Origin of the sequence: Maricaulis sp. W15, from assembly GCF_001924955.1 — a bacterium.
GTDB classification, from domain to species: Bacteria; Pseudomonadota; Alphaproteobacteria; order Caulobacterales; family Maricaulaceae; genus Maricaulis; species Maricaulis maris.
This window is the reverse complement of record NZ_LQXG01000018.1, coordinates 19,103-34,770: the sequence shown is the minus strand read 5'-3', so window position 1 is coordinate 34,770 and position 15,668 is coordinate 19,103. Positions and strand designations below refer to the sequence as shown.

The following is a 15,668-nucleotide window of genomic DNA, read 5'->3' as shown; positions in this document are numbered from 1 at the left end:
CGCCGTTCAGACCAAGTCAGTGACCTCGACCGCGAAGCGTTCGCGATAAGCCTGCGGTGTCACGCCGATCAGGCGGGCGAAGGAGCGCCGCATGCGCTCGTCATTACCAAAGCCGGTCTGGTTGGCGACGGTCTTGATCGAGACATTGGGGTTTTCCAGCATCGCACGGGCCGCATCGACCCGGAATTGCTCGACGGCGCGGGCCGGCGTCATGCCGGTATCTTCGGTGTAGAGACGCGCGAAATTGCGCGGGCTCATGCCGGAGCGTTCGGCGAGGGCTTCGACCTTGAGATCGGCGGTCAGATTGTCCTTCATCCAGAAATGCAGGGCGTCGAACCGGCCGGTCGCCGAGCGTTTTTGCTGTTTCAGCGCCTCGGAGAATTGTGACTGGCCGCCGGGGCGTTTGACATAGACCAGGAGTGAGCGTGCCAGTTCCAGCGCCAGCTCGCGACCGTGATCGCGTTCGACCATCGCCAGGGCGAGGTCGATGCCGGCGGTGACACCGGCCGAGGTCCAGACCCGCCCGTCTTCAATGAAGATGGGATCGGGATCGACGTCGCAATCGGGATAGTTGTCCGCCAACTGCCCGCAATGGCGCCAATGGGTGACGGCGCGCTTGCCATCGAGCAGGCCGGCCGCACCCAGCAGGAAGGCGCCGGTACAGGTTGATGAGACGCGTCCGGCCTTTTCTGCCGCGCGCTGGATCGCTTGCACCAGGCGGGTATCGCGACAGGCGGTGTGCACACCGCCGCCGCCCGCGATCATCAGCGTGTCGGACTCGTCCAGTCCGACACCCGCCAGGCGACGTGTGTTGAGCAGCACACCGGCATCGGTCTCGATCGGGCCACCATAATAGGATGCAATCGGCGTCGAATAAGCGGCCCGGCCAAGCAATTGGTTGGCGTCCTCGAACACCTGCAACGGACCAGTCACATCCAGCAGTTTCACACCCGGATAGGTGAGAAATGCGATGCAGCTTTCGATTTGTTGCGGTTTGGCAGAAAAGGGGAGCATGTGGTCATTTATGCCATTGTCCCGCCAGCTTATCCAGCAGAAACAGTTGGAAACAGGATGAAAGGTTAACGCGATGACGCTAGCGTTGGAAGATGTCATCAATGCGACATGTCCGTGGTCGGGCCAACCGGTCGCAGCGGATGCGCTCACGATTTATCGTGGCGCCTTGGTCGGGTTCTGCAATCCCGGCTGTCGTGACAAGTTCGAAGCGGCGATCTCGATGTTTGACAATTGCCGCGCAGCGGGACCCGGACATTCTGCCACTCCAGGTCAAGGCCAGGACGTGCCCATCGCCGATAAGGCTTGATACAGGCGCCTGGACGTTAACAATAAACAGGCGGCAGAAAATCAGGGTCTGGTGTCGAGCCAGGCCCGTATATCGGCAAAGACAGCGTCGAACATGGCCTCGGTCAAACGCCCGGTATTCGTGTTGTAGCGGGAGCAATGATAGCTGTCGAAAAGACGGACCGGACCGTTCGGGCCGTCGAGGTCGGCCGTCGCCGCATGGCCGAACACGGCGGTCTTGAGCGGCAGGCCGAGCGCGCGCAGCGTGTTGTCATGCGAGATCTTGCCGAGGCAGAGGATGGCGTCCAGTTTCGGCATCGCCGCGATCCGGCTGGTCAGATAGGGGCGGCAGGCATTGGCTTCGGCGCCGACCGGCTTGTTCTCCGGCGGCACGCACCGCACGGCATTGGTGATCATGGCGTCGACCAGCTCCACACCGTCATCGGCATGGCTGGCATAGGTGCCGCGCGAAAAGCCGAACCGGTCGAGCGTGGCGTAGAGCAAATCGCCGGCCCAGTCGCCGGTGAAGGGGCGTCCGGTACGGTTGGCGCCGCGCAGGCCCGGCGCCAGCCCGATGATCAACAGGCGGGCCTGATCCGAACCGAATGATTCAACCGGTGCATTGTGCCAGTCGGGATGTTCGATCGCGATGGCGTCGCGAAATGCGACCAGTCGCGGGCATAGCGGACAGTCCAGCGGTGCTTCGGGTGGGACGGTCGCGCTCACGAGCTGGCCGGGGCCCGTCCGATCATCGCCCGCAGGTCGTCCAGCTCGATGAAGGCATCGGCTTCTCGGCGCAAATCATCGGAAATCATCGACGGGCTGGTTTTCAGCGACGACACGACCGAGACGCGGACACCCTTGGCCCGGGCCGCCGCCAAAGCGTAGCGAAAATCACCGTCGCCGGAGAACAGGATGATGTGGTCGAGATAGGTCGCCGCCTGCAGCATGTCGACGGCCAGCTCGATATCCATGTCGCCCTTGATGCGGCGGCGGCCATGGTCGTCAGTGTATTCCTTGGCCGGCTTCGTGATCACCGAGAAGCCGTTATAGTCGAGCCAGTCGACCAGCGGTCGCAGCGGATTATAGTCCTCCTGCTCGAGGAGGGCGGTGTAGTAATTGGCCCGGATGAGCTTGCCGCGCTTGCGGAACTCATCGAGAAGGCGTTTGAAATCAATGTCGAAGTCGAGCGCCTTGGTGGTCGAGAACAGGTTGGCGCCGTCGATAAACAGGCCGATGCGCTCGTCAGGGTAAAATGGCATGGGAATATCCTAGGAAATATTGTGAAGGACGAAATGCAATCTGCCCCGATCTATATCGCGCTCGGCGCCAACCTTCCACTGGGCGCATGTAGCCCGCGCGAAACGCTGACCCGTGCGCGTTTGGCTCTGGCCGAGGCCGGCTTGGTGGTTGTCGCAGCGTCGTCAGATTGGCATAGCCCGGCTTGGCCGGATCCGAGCGATCCGCCTTATGTCAACGCGGCCGTTGAGGTTGAATCGGACCGTTCGGCACGCGAAATTCTCGACACGCTGCACGCGATCGAGGCCGAGTTCGGTCGGGCCCGTGGTGAACGCAATGCTCCGCGGCCACTCGATCTCGACCTGATCGACTGGTGCGGTGCCGAGATCAATGACGCCGACGGGCTGGTGGTCCCGCACCCGCGCGCGACCGGACGAGCGTTTGTCCTCCTGCCGCTGGCCGAGATCGCGCCGCACTGGTCCGACCCGGCCAGCAAGCGCAGCATCCGTGATCTGATCGCCGCATTGCCGCAGGCGGATCGCACCGCAACATACAAGCTGCAAGAGGCCGGAAAACTCTCACCCGACAGCCTTGCTTTTGCAGGGCGAGGGGATTAGGTAACGCGGTTCCAAAACCTCTAGCGCTGGTTCAAGGAGTTCGCGCGCATGGCTCGCGTTACCGTCGAAGACTGCATTGACAAAATTCCCAATCGTTTCCGTCTGGTCCTGATGGCGGCACATCGTGCCCGCAACATCTCGGCCGGTTCCGAGCTGACGATTGATCGCGACAATGACAAGAATCCGGTCGTTGCCCTGCGCGAGATCGCCGACGAAACACTCGACATGGATGCGCTGAAGGACAGCCTCATCAACGGTCTGCAGCGCGTGCTGCCGAGCGAAGACGAGGAAGATGCGGCCCGCGAAGAGCGTGGCCAGCCGCTCGAAGCCTTGCCGGCACCGCCCGTGCCGCTGGACGAGGCCGAGATGCTCAAGGCGCTGCAAAACGACCGGGATGGCGCGCCTGACGGCCGCCTCTAAAGCGTCTTGACCCCCGGCGCGACGTCACCCGATCTGGAATCGTCGCCGCCCGCCATACCCAGCGCGGACGAGCTGATAGCGCGTATCCGCCGGTATTTTCCCAAAGTCGATGCCGACTTCGTTCGGCGTGCCTATGACTTTGCCGAGGAAGCGCATCGGCCGCAACGCCGCCAGTCGGGCGAACCCTATTTTGCCCATGTTGCCCAGGTCGCGGTGATCCTGGCCGAGCTGCGCATGGATGTTGCGACGGTCTGCACCGGTCTGCTCCACGACACGGTCGAGGATACGCCGGCGACGCTGGAAGATCTGACCGACGCCTTCTCCGAGGAGGTGGCGGGCCTGGTCGACGGCGTTACCAAGCTGGGCCAGATGGAACTGCGTTCCAAGCGCACCAAACAGGCGGAAAATCTGCAGAAACTGGTCGTCGCCATCTCGGCCGATGTCCGCGTCCTGATCGTCAAATTGTGCGACCGCCTGCACAATATGCGCACGCTGGACGCCATTGCCCGTCAGGACAAACGCGAGCGGATCGCGCTGGAGACGCTGGAGATCTACGCGCCGCTGGCTCGTCGGATCGGCATCAACCGGGTCTGTGTCGAGCTGGAAGATCTGGCCTTTGAACATCTCAATCCGGCGGCCCATGAATCGATCAATACCCGCCTGAAACGTTTGCGCGATGCCCATGCGGAGGAAGTCTCCGCGGTGTCGGCGGCGATGACCGACAGTCTCGCCCAGGCCGGCATTGACGGGCGCATTTTCGGGCGCGAGAAGCGGCCCTATTCGATCTGGCGCAAGCTGGAGCGCAAAGGGCTGACCTTCGAGGAAATCGCCGACATTTACGCCTTCCGGCTGATCGTCAACACGCCGGATGATTGCTATCGGGCCTTGGGCGTCATCCATCAGGCGTGGCGCTGCGTGCCGGAGCGTTTCCGCGACTTCATTTCCCTGCCCAAGCCGAACAACTACCGCTCCCTGCATACCACGGTGATGGGGCCGAAGAATGTCCGGGTCGAGCTGCAGATACGCACCGAGGAGATGGAGGCGATCGCCGAAAGCGGCGTCGCGGCACATTGGCGCTACAAGAATTCGACCTATACCTATGACGCAGATGCTGCCCAGGCAGCCGGTGGCGATCCGCTGGAACGCTTGCGTCCCTTCGTGGAAATCCTCAACCAGGGCGGCGATCCGGAAGAGTTTCTCGAGCATGCCAAGCTCGAAATGTTCGCCGACCAGGTCTATTGCTTCACGCCCAAGGGCGACCTGATTTCGCTGCCGGTCGGCGCCACGCCGCTCGACTTTGCCTATGCCGTCCATACAGAACTCGGTCACACCACGGTGGCAGCCAAGGTCAATGGCCGCGAACGACCGCTGCGGACCCGGCTTCGCAATGGTGATGTTGTGTCGATCGTGAAGGGCGGCGTTCGTCAACCGCCGGCCGGTTGGGAGAATCTCGCCGCCACCGGCCGGGCCCGCGCCGCCATCCGCCGCCTGATCCGCGAGAGCGAGCGTGAGGAGTTCCAGCGGATCGGCAAGATCATGGCCGAACATGCCTTCCGCCGCGAAGGCCGGACGCTGATCGAGGCCGACCTCAAGGACGCGTTGGCGCGGCTCGAGGTCAAGGATGTCCATGAAATGTACGAGACGCTCGGGCGCGGCCGGATCTCGTCGGGCAATCTTCTGAACGCCGCTTTCCCGGGCCGGCTCGACGAACGCCCGGACACGGTGGGCCGTGACCTCATCCAGGACTCCCAGGCCCGGCTTTATGTGCGTGGTCGCGGACTGACCCAGGGCGTGACCCTGCACTTTGCCGAATGCTGTTCGCCGCTGCCCGGGGACCGGATCGTCGGTCTTTTGCGCAAGGACAAGGGTATCGAGATCCACACCATCGATTGCGAACGCCTTGCCCAGTTCGAGGAAAGCGCGATGGATGACTGGCTCGATCTGGCCTGGACCGCTGAGGCCGAGGACAATGCGGTGTCCATGGCGCGTATCAAGGCGGTCATGCACAACGAACCGGGCGCCTTGGCCGAGATTGCCAAGACGGTGTCGGAGAACCGCGGCAATATCGCCAGCGTGACCACCCGCAACCGCTCGTCGGACTTCTTCGATATGGAATTTGACGTCGAAGTGTTCGATACCCGCCATCTGGCAAATATCCTGGCCGCGATCCGCATGTGCGAGACGGTTGTCTCGGCCGAGCGGGCGCGCGCCGAGGTCGAGGAGATAAATGACTGATGACACGCGACGAAGTCCTGGCCGAATTCCGCGCCGCCGGTGCCCTGCTCGAGGGCCATTTCATCCTGTCTTCCGGCCTGCGCAGCGCGGTTTTCCTGCAAAAGGCCCGCGTCTTCTCCGAGCCGGCTCGCACTGAACGCCTCTGCAAGGCGCTGGCGGCCAAGGTGCGCGAGCAGTTGGGCGATGCCCCGACGGTGATTGTTTCACCGGCCACGGGCGGCATCGTGCCGGGTTATGAAATGGCGCGGCAACTGGGTCTCAAAGGCCTCTATGTCGAACGCGAGAATGGCGAGTTCACCCTGCGCCGCGGTTTCGAGCTGAGCAAGGACGACAAGGTCTTGGTTGTCGAGGACATTGTCTCGACCGGTCTGTCCTCGCGCGAATGCATTGAAGCCATCAACAAGACCGGTGCTACAGTGATCGCCGAGGCCTGCCTCGTGGACCGCTCCGGCGGCGAGGCCGATGTCGGCGTGCCCTTGATCGCGCTGACTGAATACAAGGTTCCCGCTTACCCCGCCGACCAGCTTCCGCCGGAACTGGAAGCCATTCCCGCCATCAAGCCGGGCAGCCGCGGTCTCGCCTGAGGCTGGCAGGACAAAACAGGAGCAGGCCGTGAGCATTCGTCTCGGCGTCAATATCGACCATGTGGCCACGATCCGGAATGCCCGCGGCGGCGAGCATCCCGATCCGGTGCGCGCGGCGCGTCAGGCCTCCGAGGCGGGCGCCGACGGCATCACCGCGCATTTGCGCGAAGACCGTCGCCACATCACCGATACCGATATCGACCGGCTGATGGCCGAGATCGACCTGCCGCTCAATCTGGAAATGGCGGCAACGCCGGAAATGCTCGACATCGCCCTGCGCCACAGGCCGCATGCGGTCTGCCTGGTGCCGGAAAAGCGCGAGGAGCGTACCACCGAGGGCGGCCTCGATGTGGCGGCCGGCCACAACACGATTGCGCCCTATGTCCGTCAGCTCGGCGAGGCCGGCTGCCGCGTCTCGCTCTTCATCGAGCCGGATCCGGTCCAGATCGCGGTCGCCGAAGCCATGGGCGCAGCCGTCGTGGAACTTCACACCGGTGCCTATTGCGAGGCTTTCCTTGCTGGCGACACCGCCAAGGTGGACCATCACCTCAAACGCCTGCAATCGGCCGCCACCGTGGCCCATGAGCGCGGTCTGGAAGTCCATGCCGGTCACGGCCTGACCTATGACACTGTCAAGCCGATTGCCGCCATCCCGGAAGTGATCGAGCTCAATATCGGGCATTTCCTGATCGGCGAGGCGATCTTCCGGGGTCTGCGCGAAGCGGTCGGGACCATGCGCGGGTTGATTGAAGAGGCGCGGGCCTCATGATCATCGGCCTCGGCTCAGACCTGATGGATATCCGTCGTATCGAGAAATCGATCGAGCGTTTCGGTGACCGCTTCATCCAGCGCGTCTTCACCGAGATCGAGCAAGCCAAATCCGACAAGCGCCGCATGCGCGCGGCCAGCTATGCCAAGCGCTTCGCGGCCAAGGAGGCCGGTGCCAAGGCGCTTGGGACCGGGATTGCGCGCGGCGTGTCGTGGAAAGAGATCGGCGTGGTCAATCTGCCCGGCGGCAAGCCGACACTGGAATTCAAGGGTCGGGCGCTGGAACGGGCGCGGGCCCTGACCCCGCCCGGTCATGAACCGATCGCCCATATCACCATCACCGACGACCATCCCTGGGCCCAGGCCTTCGTGGTGCTGGAAGCGCGGCCGGTCGGCCATCATTTCGACGGTCTCGCCCATGGTTGATCCGATTGCTGATCTGGAAGCCCGTATCGGCTATGTCTTCCGTGACAAGTCATTGATCGAGCGCGCCCTGACCCATGGCAGCTACGCCGAGGGCCGCAAGACCATTCCGACCTATGAGCGGCTGGAATTCCTCGGCGACCGCGTCCTCGGCCTGATGACGGCGGAAGCGCTGTTCAAGTCCTTCGACAAGGCCGATGAGGGCGCCCTGGCGCCGCGGCTCAATTCCATGGTGCGCAAGGAAACCTGTGCCGATGTCGCGCGCGAGGTCGATCTCGGCGCCGCGCTGCGGATCGGGCGGTCCGAGGAAAAGGGTGGCGGTCGCAACAAGACCTCGATCCTTGGCGATGCCTGCGAAGCGCTTATGGCGGCGATCTATCTGGATGGCGGGCGTCCGGCGGTGCAGGCCTTTTACGATCATCACTGGGGCGCGCGCATCGAGGCGCTCAAGGCCAAGCCCAGTGACGGCAAGTCGGCGCTGCAGGAATGGGCGGCCCGGGCCGGTCATGGCGTGCCGCGCTACCAGCTCACGCAACGTTCGGGTCCCGATCACCGACCCGTTTTCACCGTGCAGGTCACGGTCACCCCCCTAGCGCCCGCTGTGGGCGAGGGCGGTTCCAAGCAGGCCGCCGAACGGGCCGCCGCCGAGGAATTGCTGAAACGCGAAGGACAGCATGTCTGATACTCCAAAACGCTGCGGTTTTGCCGCAGTCATCGGCTCGCCCAATGCCGGCAAGTCCACTCTCGTCAACGCGCTGGTCGGCGAGAAGGTCACCATCGTCACCCACAAGGTCCAGACGACCCGTTTTGCCGTGCGCGGCGTGGCCCTGGCCGGTGAAACCCAGATCGTCCTTGTCGACACGCCCGGCGTGTTCGCGCCGAAAACCCGGCTCGACAAGTCCATGGTGGCGGCGGCTTGGTCCGGCGCCGGTGAGGCCGACACCATCATGCATGTCGTCGATGCCGGTGCTCGTGCCCGCATGATCCATGGTGGCGCCAAGAGCGGTGACAGCCGCATGGTCGAGGATGATGACCGGGTCACGGAAGGCCTGAAGAAGACCGAACAGAAGGCGATCCTTGTCCTCAACAAGGTCGATCTCATGCCGCGCGACCAGCTTCTGGCCATGTCGCAAGAGTTATATGAAACAGGGGTTTATTCGGAGGTCTTCATGATTTCCGCCAAGACCGGCTCGGGCGTGCCGCAATTGCGCGAATTTATCGCGCAGCAAATGCCGGAAGGCGTCTGGCACTACCCCGCCGACCAGGTCGCCGACCTGCCGGCCCGCATCCTCGCTGCCGAGATCACCCGCGAAAAAGTCTATCTGCGCCTGCACGAGGAATTGCCCTACGCCTCCATGGTCGAGACCGAGGTGTGGAAGAAGCTGCGCGATGGCTCCTTGCGGATCGAGCAATCCATCATCGTCGAGCGCGAAACCCAAAAACCCATCGTGCTGGGCAAGGGCGGCAGCGCCGTCAAATCAATCGGTGAAGCCTCCCGCAAGGAGCTGGAAGAGGTGCTGGGCTGCAAGGTCCACCTGTTCCTCAATGTGAAGGTCGATGCCAAATGGATGGCACGGCGCTCGCACTACAAGGATGTGGGTCTGGATTTCGATGTCTGAACAGCAGCGCTGATCCCCCTCATCCGCGCTGCGCGCACCTTCTCCCCGGGGAGAAGGAATACTGTCCCTCTCCCATGGGAGAGGGTGGCCCGCAGGGCCGGGTGAGGGGGAAATCACGGTGTCTCCGCGACAAGACTCACCTACAACCACCCCATGGAATGGCGCGATCAGGGCATAGTGCTGGCGGTGCGGCCGCATGGCGAGACATCGGCAATCGTGGAGGTTTTGACGGCGGAGCAGGGGCGTCATGCCGGGCTGGTGCGCGGAGCGCGCTCGCGCTCGATGCGGCCGATCCTGCAGCCGGGCAATCAGATCACCGTCAACTGGCGTGCCCGCCTGTCGGAACATTTGGGCATGTTCCAGATCGAGGCCGATGATCTCACCGCCGGCATGGTGATGGAGGATCGCACCGCGCTGGCCGGCCTCAATTCCGCTTGTGCCATTGCCGTGATGTGCCTGCCGGAGCGCGAAGCCCATCCGCGTGTCCACCAGGGTTTCCAGCTGCTGCTGAACGCTTTCGACAATCCCGATATCTGGCCGGCCCTCTATGTGCGCTGGGAGGCAGGGCTTCTGTCCGACCTAGGCTATGGGCTCGACATGTCGGCCTGTGCCGTGACCGGCGTCACCGAGGGTCTGACCCATATCTCGCCGCGCACCGGCCGCGCCGTCTGCCGTGAGGAAGCTGCCCCCTACGCCCCCAAACTCCTCGAACTCCCGCCCTTCATGGCCGGGTCCGGCAAGATCGGCGAGGGCGATATTGCGCGCGGTTTGGCGCTCACCGGCTATTTCCTGGAACGCCGGGTCCTGTGGCCGATCGACAAGCAATTGCCGGAAGCGCGGGGGCGCTTGATGGCGGAATTGGAGCGGGTCGGGCGGCTTTAGGGGCGGGGCTTCCCGGGCAATGGAGGATGGTCTTCAATCTGTCCGTTACGGGGTGAAACAGCCGCCTATGGAAACGGGCATCAAGATCGCTTATGTTGAGGGCTGCAAAGGGAAGATGATGCAAGTCCGGGTTAAAGACTATCCGCAGTTGGAACAACTCTGCTGGAACCGTCCCGCTGACGCGGTTTTGGACGGGGCGGATGCGCTTGCGATCTACGAACGGAATTGGCGCTTTGTGGTGCCCGAAGCACTGACTGTCGACGAACACCGGATGCTGGATACCCTCGTTGCCCGCTATGGCAACGGCGCGATGAATGTATAAGCGCGCTCACCACAACGCGATCGCCAAGCTTCTTGCCGCATTCAATTCGGACCTGCTGCAGGATGCCGAATGTTATTTTGGCGGTGGAACGGCAATTGTTCTGTTGCTGGACGAATATCGCGAAAGCGTCGATGTCGATTTTCGGTGCGCTTCGGCGCAAGGGTATCGGCGGTTGCGTGAACTCACCTTCAAGGGGCAATTTTCCCCGCTCCTGAACCCGGGCGCGCGCATTGACATGCTTTGCGAGCTACGCGCCGATCAATACGGGATCAGAACTGTGCTTGATGTGGATGGCATCAAAATCAAGTTCGAAATTATCCGCGAGGGCCGCGTGGACCTGTCAGGCGCGATGACCGGGCAACTCGATGTCCCGGTATTGGCTCGCGAGGATCTGTATTGCGAGAAATTGCTGGCCAATGCGGACCGGTATGCCGACCGCGCCGTGAGAAGCCGGGATATTATCGACCTCGGATTGATGATGTCCCGTTGGGGGGCGATTCCCGAGTCCGCGTGGACGAAAGCGCGCGCGGCCTATGGCTCGGCGATCGATGCCGCCTACGATGCGGCTGTGGCCGGTATACGAAACCCTGAATGGCTCCGCATGTGCATGCAAGACATGGCCATGGACCTTAGCCTCACTGATGAAATCATGGACACATTCGGTGGACCTGTCGTGCAAGCCTGAACGGCGCTTGGTAACCGATTGTTTTCCTGAACGCGGCGCCCAGGCCTAATCGACAAGCAATTGCCGCGGGCGGGGCGGCTCTAGGCGCAAGAAACGTAAAATGCGCGGTGATCACAAGGATCGGGTCGGGAGGCGCCGGGGCGGGTGGTCAACTCCGTTTGTTCGCAAACAGGAGATTGAGCATGCGACTGAAACAGAAAACCGCCATCATTACCGGGGCCAGCAGCGGCATTGGTGCCGCGGCCGCGGAACTCTTTGCCAGCGAGGGCGCGCGTCTTGTGCTGGGGGCGCGCCGGGCGGTTGAACTCGATGCCGTTGCCGGGCGGATCCGCGAGGCCGGCGGCGAGGCGGAATGCGTTGTCGGCGACGTCGTCGACCCGGAATTCCACGCCGCCATGGTCAATCGTGCCAGCGACCGGTTCGGCGGATTGGACATTGCGTTCAACAATGCCGGGACGCTGGGAGAAATGGGGCCGGCCCATGAGGTCAGCGCAGCCGGCTGGCGCGAGACGCTTGCAGTCAATCTGGACAGTGCGCACCTGGCGGCCTGTGCCCAGGTGCCGGCGATGCTGGCCCGCGGCGGCGGTTCCATCACCTTTACCGGTTCATTCGTCGGTCACACCATCGGCATACCCGGCATGGGGGCCTATGCGGCCAGCAAGGCGGGCCTGATCGGCCTGGTGCAGACTTTGGCCGTGGAGCTCGGGCAGGCCGGGGTGCGGGTCAATGCGCTCTTGCCCGGCGGTACGAAAACCGCGATGGCGGGCGATGATCCGGACTATCACGCGCAGATCGCGAGTTTCCACGCCCTGAAACGGATGGCCGAGCCGATCGAGATTGCCCGGGCGGCGCTGTTCCTGGCCAGCGAGGAGTCAAGCTTTGTGACCGGCACCGCTTTCCTTGCAGACGGCGGAAACTCGATCCTGAAAGCCTGAGCCAGGGGCGGGAGACCGGCGTACGCGCCAGCCTCCCGTCACCGGCGGCCGTGTTCGCACCTTGGCCGGCGCGCTTACTTGCCCAAACGGTCAAGCTGTTCGGCGAGTTGCCGCGCTTCGGCGGGCGCCAGCCCCTCCAGCGCTGCATCCAGGGCGGGCTGATAGACCTCCCACATGGCCTTGCGGGTTTGCCGTCCGGCCGGCGTCAGCTCGATACGCAGGCTGCGCCCGTCCTCGGGACAGCTGAGTTTTTTGACCAGGCCGGCCGTCGCCATCCGGGTGAGAAGGCGGGAGAGATTGTGCTGCCGGATCAGGAGGCGGGCTTCCAGCTCGATCGGACGCAGGCAACAAGCATCGGCCTTTTCCAGCTCCCACAACACGTCATACCAGGCGAGCGGCGGATGGCCGGCGCGTTTCAGTTGCGCCTCCACCGCGCCGGAAATGCGTGTCCAGGCGCGGTTGAGCGCAACCCAGGCGCCAATTTTGGCAATTGAAGATGAAATTTTCTGTTCCATGCACTTGCATATAGTTTCGCGCATCCTATTTTCCATGCATCTGCATGAAAGGGAAGTCCGATGTCCACCATAAAGCCGCAACTCCGGTTGATCAGCCACAAACTCTGCCCCTATGCCCAACGGGTGGCCATTGCACTTTTCGAGAAGCGGATACCCTTCGAACGGGTCGATATCGACCTTGCGAACAAGCCTGACTGGTTTTTGGGCATTTCACCGTTGGGCAAGGTACCGGTCCTGCTGGTCGACGGGGTGCCGGTCTTTGAATCGGCCGTGATCCTCGAATATCTGGAAGACAGGTTCGAACCGCGACTGCATCCAGGCGACACGCTGGACCGGGCCCGCCACCGCGCCTGGATCGAATTCGGCTCCGCCCAGCTTGCGCTCATTGCCGGCCTTTACAACGCGCCGGACCGACAGGGTTTTCAGGACAAGGCGGATGCGCTGTCGCTGAATTTCGCGCGACTGGCCGGTGTGCTGGGCGAAGGTCCGTATTTTGCCGGGCCGGACTTTTCCCTCGTTGATGCGGTCTATGCGCCAATCTTCCGTTATTTCGACATATTCGACGCGATCGGTGATTTCGGTGTTTTCACCGGTCTTGGCCCGGTGACGCGCTGGCGTCAGGCGCTGGCGGACCGCTCCTCTGTGCGCGATGCCGTAGCGGGCGATTACCCGGTTCGTTTGCGGGAATTTCTCGTCCAACGTGAGAGTTATGTATCGACTCTGCTGGGCGCGCAGCTAGAGGCGGTCTGATACCGGTTCCCCACAGCAAAGCCTGCGACTGGGTCCTGCCACGCAAGCCCGGTTCGCTATACTGATCGTCTCCGAATCACGAGGCGGTGGACGATGGGCGATCATTTTGATCCCGACGGCGGGCATATCATTGAAGAGAAATTCGACGAGGCCTTGTCCCGGCGATATCTCGCCTATGCGCTCTCGACGATCACCCAGCGGGCGCTGCCCGATGCCCGCGATGGCCTGAAACCGGTCCACCGGCGTCTTCTCTACGCCATGCGTGAGCTGAAGCTGAACCCGGACCAGGCGTTCAAGAAGTCGGCCCGTGTGGTCGGTGACGTGATCGGTAAATACCACCCGCATGGCGACCAGTCGGTCTATGAGGCGCTGGTCCGCCTGGCCCAGGATTTTGCCTCGCGCTATCCCCTGGTCGAAGGGCAGGGCAATTTCGGCAATATCGACGGCGATGGCGCGGCCGCCATGCGTTACACCGAAGCCCGTCTGACCAAGGCGGCGGAACTGCTGCTGCAGGATATCGACCAGGGCACGGTTGATTTCGAGGAGACCTATGACGGCTCCGAGCGTGAACCGCTGGTCCTGCCCGGCGCTTTCCCCAACCTCCTGGCCAATGGCTCGACCGGTATTGCTGTCGGCATGGCGACCTCGGTTCCGCCGCACAATGTCGCCGAGATCTGCGCCGCCGCGATGACGCTGATCGACAATCCGGAGACCGAAACCGAAGCGCTGCTGAAACATATCAAGGGGCCGGACCTGCCGACCGGCGGCACGATTGTCGAACCGCCCGAAGCGATCCGTTCCGCCTATGAGACCGGGCGCGGCGGCTTCCGCGTGCGGGCCAAGTGGGAGAAGGAAGATATCGGCCGCGGCATGTGGCGCATCGTGGTCACCGAGATCCCGTATCTGGTGCAAAAATCCAAGCTGGTCGAACGCATCGCCCAGTTGATGGACGCCAAGAAACTGCCGCTGCTCGATGATGTGCTCGATGAGAGTACCGAGGATATCCGCCTCGTGCTCGAGCCGAAATCCAAGCTGGTCGATCCGGACATGCTCATGGAGAGCCTGTTCAAGCTGACCGATCTGGAAACCCGCGTCTCGCTGAACCTCAATGTGCTCGACCCGAACGGCGTGCCACGGGTGATGAGTCTGCGCGAAGTGCTGCAAATCTGGCTCGAGCATCGCCGCGAGGTCGCGGTCCGCCGGGCCACGACGCGTCTGGCCAAGGTCGAGGATCGGCTGGAAGTGCTGGCCGGCTATCTCATCGTCTATGCCGATCTCGATGAGGTGATCCGCATCATCCGCTTCGAGGATGAGCCCAAGGCCAAGCTGATGGCCCATTTCGAGCTGACCGAGCGTCAGGCCGAAGCCATCCTCAACATGCGCCTGCGCGCCTTGCGCAAGCTGGAAGAGCTGGAAATCCGCAAGGAGGACGAGAATCTTCGCGGCGAGCGCAAGACGCTGAAAGAATTGATCGGGTCGACCGCGCTGCAATGGGACAAGGTCCGCAGCGAAGTGGTTCATCTGGGCGAGATTTATGCCGAGACCACACCTCTGGGCAAACGTCGCACCGTGTTCGACAAGGCGCCCGAAATATCCGGTGAAGCGCCGATTGAAGCCTTTGTGGTCCGCGAACCGATCACCGCCGTCCTGTCCGAGCGCGGCTGGGTGCGGGCGCTGAAGGGCCATATCAACGATGTCACCGAGCTGAAGTTCAAGGAGGGCGACAAGTCCGCCTTCGCGGTCAAATGCGAGACGACCGACCGATTGTTGATGTTCGCCACCGATGGCAAATTCTACACGCTGGAAGCGTCCAAACTGCCCGGTGGTCGCGGTCATGGCGAGCCGGTGCGACTGCATGTCGACCTGCCTGACGATGCCGCCCCGATCGGCCTGTTCAAATATGACCCCGAACGCACGCTTCTGGTGGCATCCGATGGCAATTCCGGTTTCCGCGTCCAAGAGAAGGATTGCCTGGCCCTGAAGAAGGGCGGCAAGCAGATCCTCAACCTGGCTGAGGGCGACGAGGCCTTCCTGTGTATTCCGGCGACTGGCGATCGCGTCGCCCTGATCGGCGAGAACAAGAAGCTTCTGGTCTTCGAACTGGAGGAAATCCCGGTCATGAGCCGCGGCAAGGGGGTGCGCCTTCTGGGCGGCAAGGGGGCCAAGCTGGCCGACGCCACCGTGTTCAATGCCGAAGACGGGCTGACCTGGCTCGACGGTGCCGGTCGCCGCTTCAATCTGGATGACTGGTTGTTATGGACCGCCAAACGGGCCCAGGCTGGCAAGATGGCGCCGCGCGGTTTCCCGCGCTCGCTCCGTTTTTCGCCCCGCGGTTCGGAATTCCTCGCTTCACAGGCGAAAGCGGAATAGGTAGT

Annotated in this window: 19 protein-coding genes; 15 read left to right on the top strand and 4 right to left on the bottom strand. The window is 62.9% G+C overall.

Going from position 1 to position 15,668, the window contains the following annotated elements; genetic code table 11:
- Positions 1-6: 6 nt before the first annotated feature.
- A complete protein-coding gene (locus tag AWH62_RS11445; RefSeq protein ID WP_075190641.1) occupies positions 7-1,014 on the bottom strand; it encodes a GlxA family transcriptional regulator in 1,008 nt (335 codons plus the stop codon).
- 73 nt (positions 1,015-1,087) lie between these two features.
- Between AWH62_RS11445 and AWH62_RS17260 the strand changes: the two genes are divergently transcribed.
- Positions 1,088-1,321 (top strand): glutathione S-transferase, encoded by a 234-nt coding sequence (locus AWH62_RS17260; RefSeq protein ID WP_075190640.1) that lies wholly within the window; start codon positions 1,088-1,090, stop codon positions 1,319-1,321.
- Positions 1,322-1,362: 41 nt separating this feature from the next.
- Here the strand turns inward: AWH62_RS17260 and AWH62_RS11435 are convergent, their stop codons facing one another.
- Together AWH62_RS11435 and AWH62_RS11430 are read right to left on the bottom strand one after the other, a co-directional pair.
- The gene (locus AWH62_RS11435; protein WP_075190639.1) at positions 1,363-2,025 is read right to left on the bottom strand and encodes a uracil-DNA glycosylase; all 663 of its coding nucleotides are present in this window, start codon (positions 2,023-2,025) and stop codon (positions 1,363-1,365) included.
- A complete protein-coding gene (locus tag AWH62_RS11430) occupies positions 2,022-2,561 on the bottom strand; it encodes an NYN domain-containing protein (protein WP_075190638.1) in 540 nt (179 codons plus the stop codon). Before AWH62_RS11430 ends, AWH62_RS11435 begins: the two co-directional genes overlap by 4 nt.
- A 33-nt stretch (positions 2,562-2,594) precedes the next feature.
- On the opposite strand from AWH62_RS11430, the gene folK reads away from it, so the two are divergent.
- From folK to AWH62_RS11370, 12 genes are all read left to right on the top strand, one after another.
- Entirely contained in the window at positions 2,595-3,155 is a 561-nt protein-coding gene (folK, locus tag AWH62_RS11425; RefSeq protein WP_075190879.1) for a 2-amino-4-hydroxy-6-hydroxymethyldihydropteridine diphosphokinase, read from the top strand.
- Positions 3,156-3,203: 48 nt separating this feature from the next.
- Positions 3,204-3,575: a DNA-directed RNA polymerase subunit omega gene (gene rpoZ, locus AWH62_RS11420; protein WP_075190637.1), complete on the top strand. Its 372-nt coding sequence runs from the start codon at positions 3,204-3,206 to the stop codon at positions 3,573-3,575.
- 6 nt (positions 3,576-3,581) lie between these two features.
- Positions 3,582-5,810 (top strand): bifunctional (p)ppGpp synthetase/guanosine-3',5'-bis(diphosphate) 3'-pyrophosphohydrolase, encoded by a 2,229-nt coding sequence (locus tag AWH62_RS11415; RefSeq protein ID WP_075190636.1) that lies wholly within the window; start codon positions 3,582-3,584, stop codon positions 5,808-5,810.
- Complete coding sequence (pyrE, locus tag AWH62_RS11410; protein ID WP_075190635.1) at positions 5,810-6,394, top strand: orotate phosphoribosyltransferase; 585 nt, start codon at positions 5,810-5,812, stop codon at positions 6,392-6,394. The genes AWH62_RS11415 and pyrE overlap by 1 nt, the downstream gene beginning before the upstream one ends.
- Before the next feature lie 28 nt (positions 6,395-6,422).
- Entirely contained in the window at positions 6,423-7,163 is a 741-nt protein-coding gene (locus tag AWH62_RS11405; protein WP_075190634.1) for a pyridoxine 5'-phosphate synthase, read from the top strand.
- Positions 7,160-7,588 (top strand): holo-ACP synthase, encoded by a 429-nt coding sequence (gene acpS, locus AWH62_RS11400; RefSeq protein ID WP_075190633.1) that lies wholly within the window; start codon positions 7,160-7,162, stop codon positions 7,586-7,588. The genes AWH62_RS11405 and acpS overlap by 4 nt, the downstream gene beginning before the upstream one ends.
- On the top strand, positions 7,581-8,267 hold the full coding sequence (gene rnc, locus AWH62_RS11395; RefSeq protein WP_075190632.1) for a ribonuclease III: 687 nt from the start codon (positions 7,581-7,583) through the stop codon (positions 8,265-8,267). Before acpS ends, rnc begins: the two co-directional genes overlap by 8 nt.
- On the top strand, positions 8,260-9,204 hold the full coding sequence (era, locus tag AWH62_RS11390; protein ID WP_075190631.1) for a GTPase Era: 945 nt from the start codon (positions 8,260-8,262) through the stop codon (positions 9,202-9,204). The genes rnc and era overlap by 8 nt, the downstream gene beginning before the upstream one ends.
- A gap of 153 nt (positions 9,205-9,357) precedes the next feature.
- On the top strand, positions 9,358-10,086 hold the full coding sequence (gene recO, locus AWH62_RS11385) for a DNA repair protein RecO (protein WP_075190630.1): 729 nt from the start codon (positions 9,358-9,360) through the stop codon (positions 10,084-10,086).
- A 19-nt stretch (positions 10,087-10,105) separates the two neighbouring features.
- Positions 10,106-10,408 carry a hypothetical protein gene (locus tag AWH62_RS11380; RefSeq protein ID WP_233128312.1) on the top strand — a complete coding sequence of 101 codons (303 nt, stop codon included), beginning with the start codon at positions 10,106-10,108 and terminating at the stop codon, positions 10,406-10,408.
- Entirely contained in the window at positions 10,401-11,093 is a 693-nt protein-coding gene (locus AWH62_RS11375) for a nucleotidyl transferase AbiEii/AbiGii toxin family protein (protein ID WP_075190629.1), read from the top strand. Before AWH62_RS11380 ends, AWH62_RS11375 begins: the two co-directional genes overlap by 8 nt.
- 182 nt (positions 11,094-11,275) lie before the next feature.
- On the top strand, positions 11,276-12,028 hold the full coding sequence (locus tag AWH62_RS11370) for an SDR family oxidoreductase (RefSeq protein WP_075190628.1): 753 nt from the start codon (positions 11,276-11,278) through the stop codon (positions 12,026-12,028).
- 74 nt (positions 12,029-12,102) lie between these two features.
- Here the strand turns inward: AWH62_RS11370 and AWH62_RS11365 are convergent, their stop codons facing one another.
- Positions 12,103-12,543 (bottom strand): MarR family winged helix-turn-helix transcriptional regulator, encoded by a 441-nt coding sequence (locus AWH62_RS11365; RefSeq protein ID WP_075190627.1) that lies wholly within the window; start codon positions 12,541-12,543, stop codon positions 12,103-12,105.
- A gap of 60 nt (positions 12,544-12,603) precedes the next feature.
- Here AWH62_RS11365 and AWH62_RS11360 point away from each other — a divergent pair, with 60 nt between their 5' ends.
- Positions 12,604-13,293 (top strand): glutathione S-transferase family protein, encoded by a 690-nt coding sequence (locus AWH62_RS11360; protein ID WP_075190626.1) that lies wholly within the window; start codon positions 12,604-12,606, stop codon positions 13,291-13,293.
- Positions 13,294-13,386: 93 nt separating this feature from the next.
- Positions 13,387-15,663, top strand: a complete 2,277-nt coding sequence (gene parC, locus AWH62_RS11355; RefSeq protein WP_075190625.1) for a DNA topoisomerase IV subunit A — start codon at positions 13,387-13,389, stop codon at positions 15,661-15,663.
- Positions 15,664-15,668: the final 5 nt, after the last annotated feature.

Excerpts from the sequence above, each read along its gene's own strand:
- AWH62_RS11360 (WP_075190626.1), top strand. The coding sequence starts at position 12,604 with ATGTCCACCATAAAGCCGCAACTCCGGTTGATCAGCCACAAACTCTGC.
- AWH62_RS11375 (WP_075190629.1), top strand. The coding sequence starts at position 10,401 with ATGTATAAGCGCGCTCACCACAACGCGATCGCCAAGCTTCTTGCCGCA.
- AWH62_RS17260 (WP_075190640.1), top strand. The coding sequence starts at position 1,088 with ATGACGCTAGCGTTGGAAGATGTCATCAATGCGACATGTCCGTGGTCG.
- rnc (WP_075190632.1), top strand. The coding sequence starts at position 7,581 with ATGGTTGATCCGATTGCTGATCTGGAAGCCCGTATCGGCTATGTCTTC.
- AWH62_RS11380 (WP_233128312.1), top strand. The coding sequence starts at position 10,106 with ATGGAGGATGGTCTTCAATCTGTCCGTTACGGGGTGAAACAGCCGCCT.
- acpS (WP_075190633.1), top strand. The coding sequence starts at position 7,160 with ATGATCATCGGCCTCGGCTCAGACCTGATGGATATCCGTCGTATCGAG.
- AWH62_RS11365 (WP_075190627.1), bottom strand. The coding sequence starts at position 12,543 with ATGGAACAGAAAATTTCATCTTCAATTGCCAAAATTGGCGCCTGGGTT.
- rpoZ (WP_075190637.1), top strand. The coding sequence starts at position 3,204 with ATGGCTCGCGTTACCGTCGAAGACTGCATTGACAAAATTCCCAATCGT.
- AWH62_RS11445 (WP_075190641.1), bottom strand. The coding sequence starts at position 1,014 with ATGCTCCCCTTTTCTGCCAAACCGCAACAAATCGAAAGCTGCATCGCA.
- folK (WP_075190879.1), top strand. The coding sequence starts at position 2,595 with ATGCAATCTGCCCCGATCTATATCGCGCTCGGCGCCAACCTTCCACTG.
- parC (WP_075190625.1), top strand. The coding sequence starts at position 13,387 with ATGGGCGATCATTTTGATCCCGACGGCGGGCATATCATTGAAGAGAAA.
- AWH62_RS11430 (WP_075190638.1), bottom strand. The coding sequence starts at position 2,561 with ATGCCATTTTACCCTGACGAGCGCATCGGCCTGTTTATCGACGGCGCC.
- AWH62_RS11370 (WP_075190628.1), top strand. The coding sequence starts at position 11,276 with ATGCGACTGAAACAGAAAACCGCCATCATTACCGGGGCCAGCAGCGGC.
- era (WP_075190631.1), top strand. The coding sequence starts at position 8,260 with ATGTCTGATACTCCAAAACGCTGCGGTTTTGCCGCAGTCATCGGCTCG.
- pyrE (WP_075190635.1), top strand. The coding sequence starts at position 5,810 with ATGACACGCGACGAAGTCCTGGCCGAATTCCGCGCCGCCGGTGCCCTG.
- recO (WP_075190630.1), top strand. The coding sequence starts at position 9,358 with ATGGAATGGCGCGATCAGGGCATAGTGCTGGCGGTGCGGCCGCATGGC.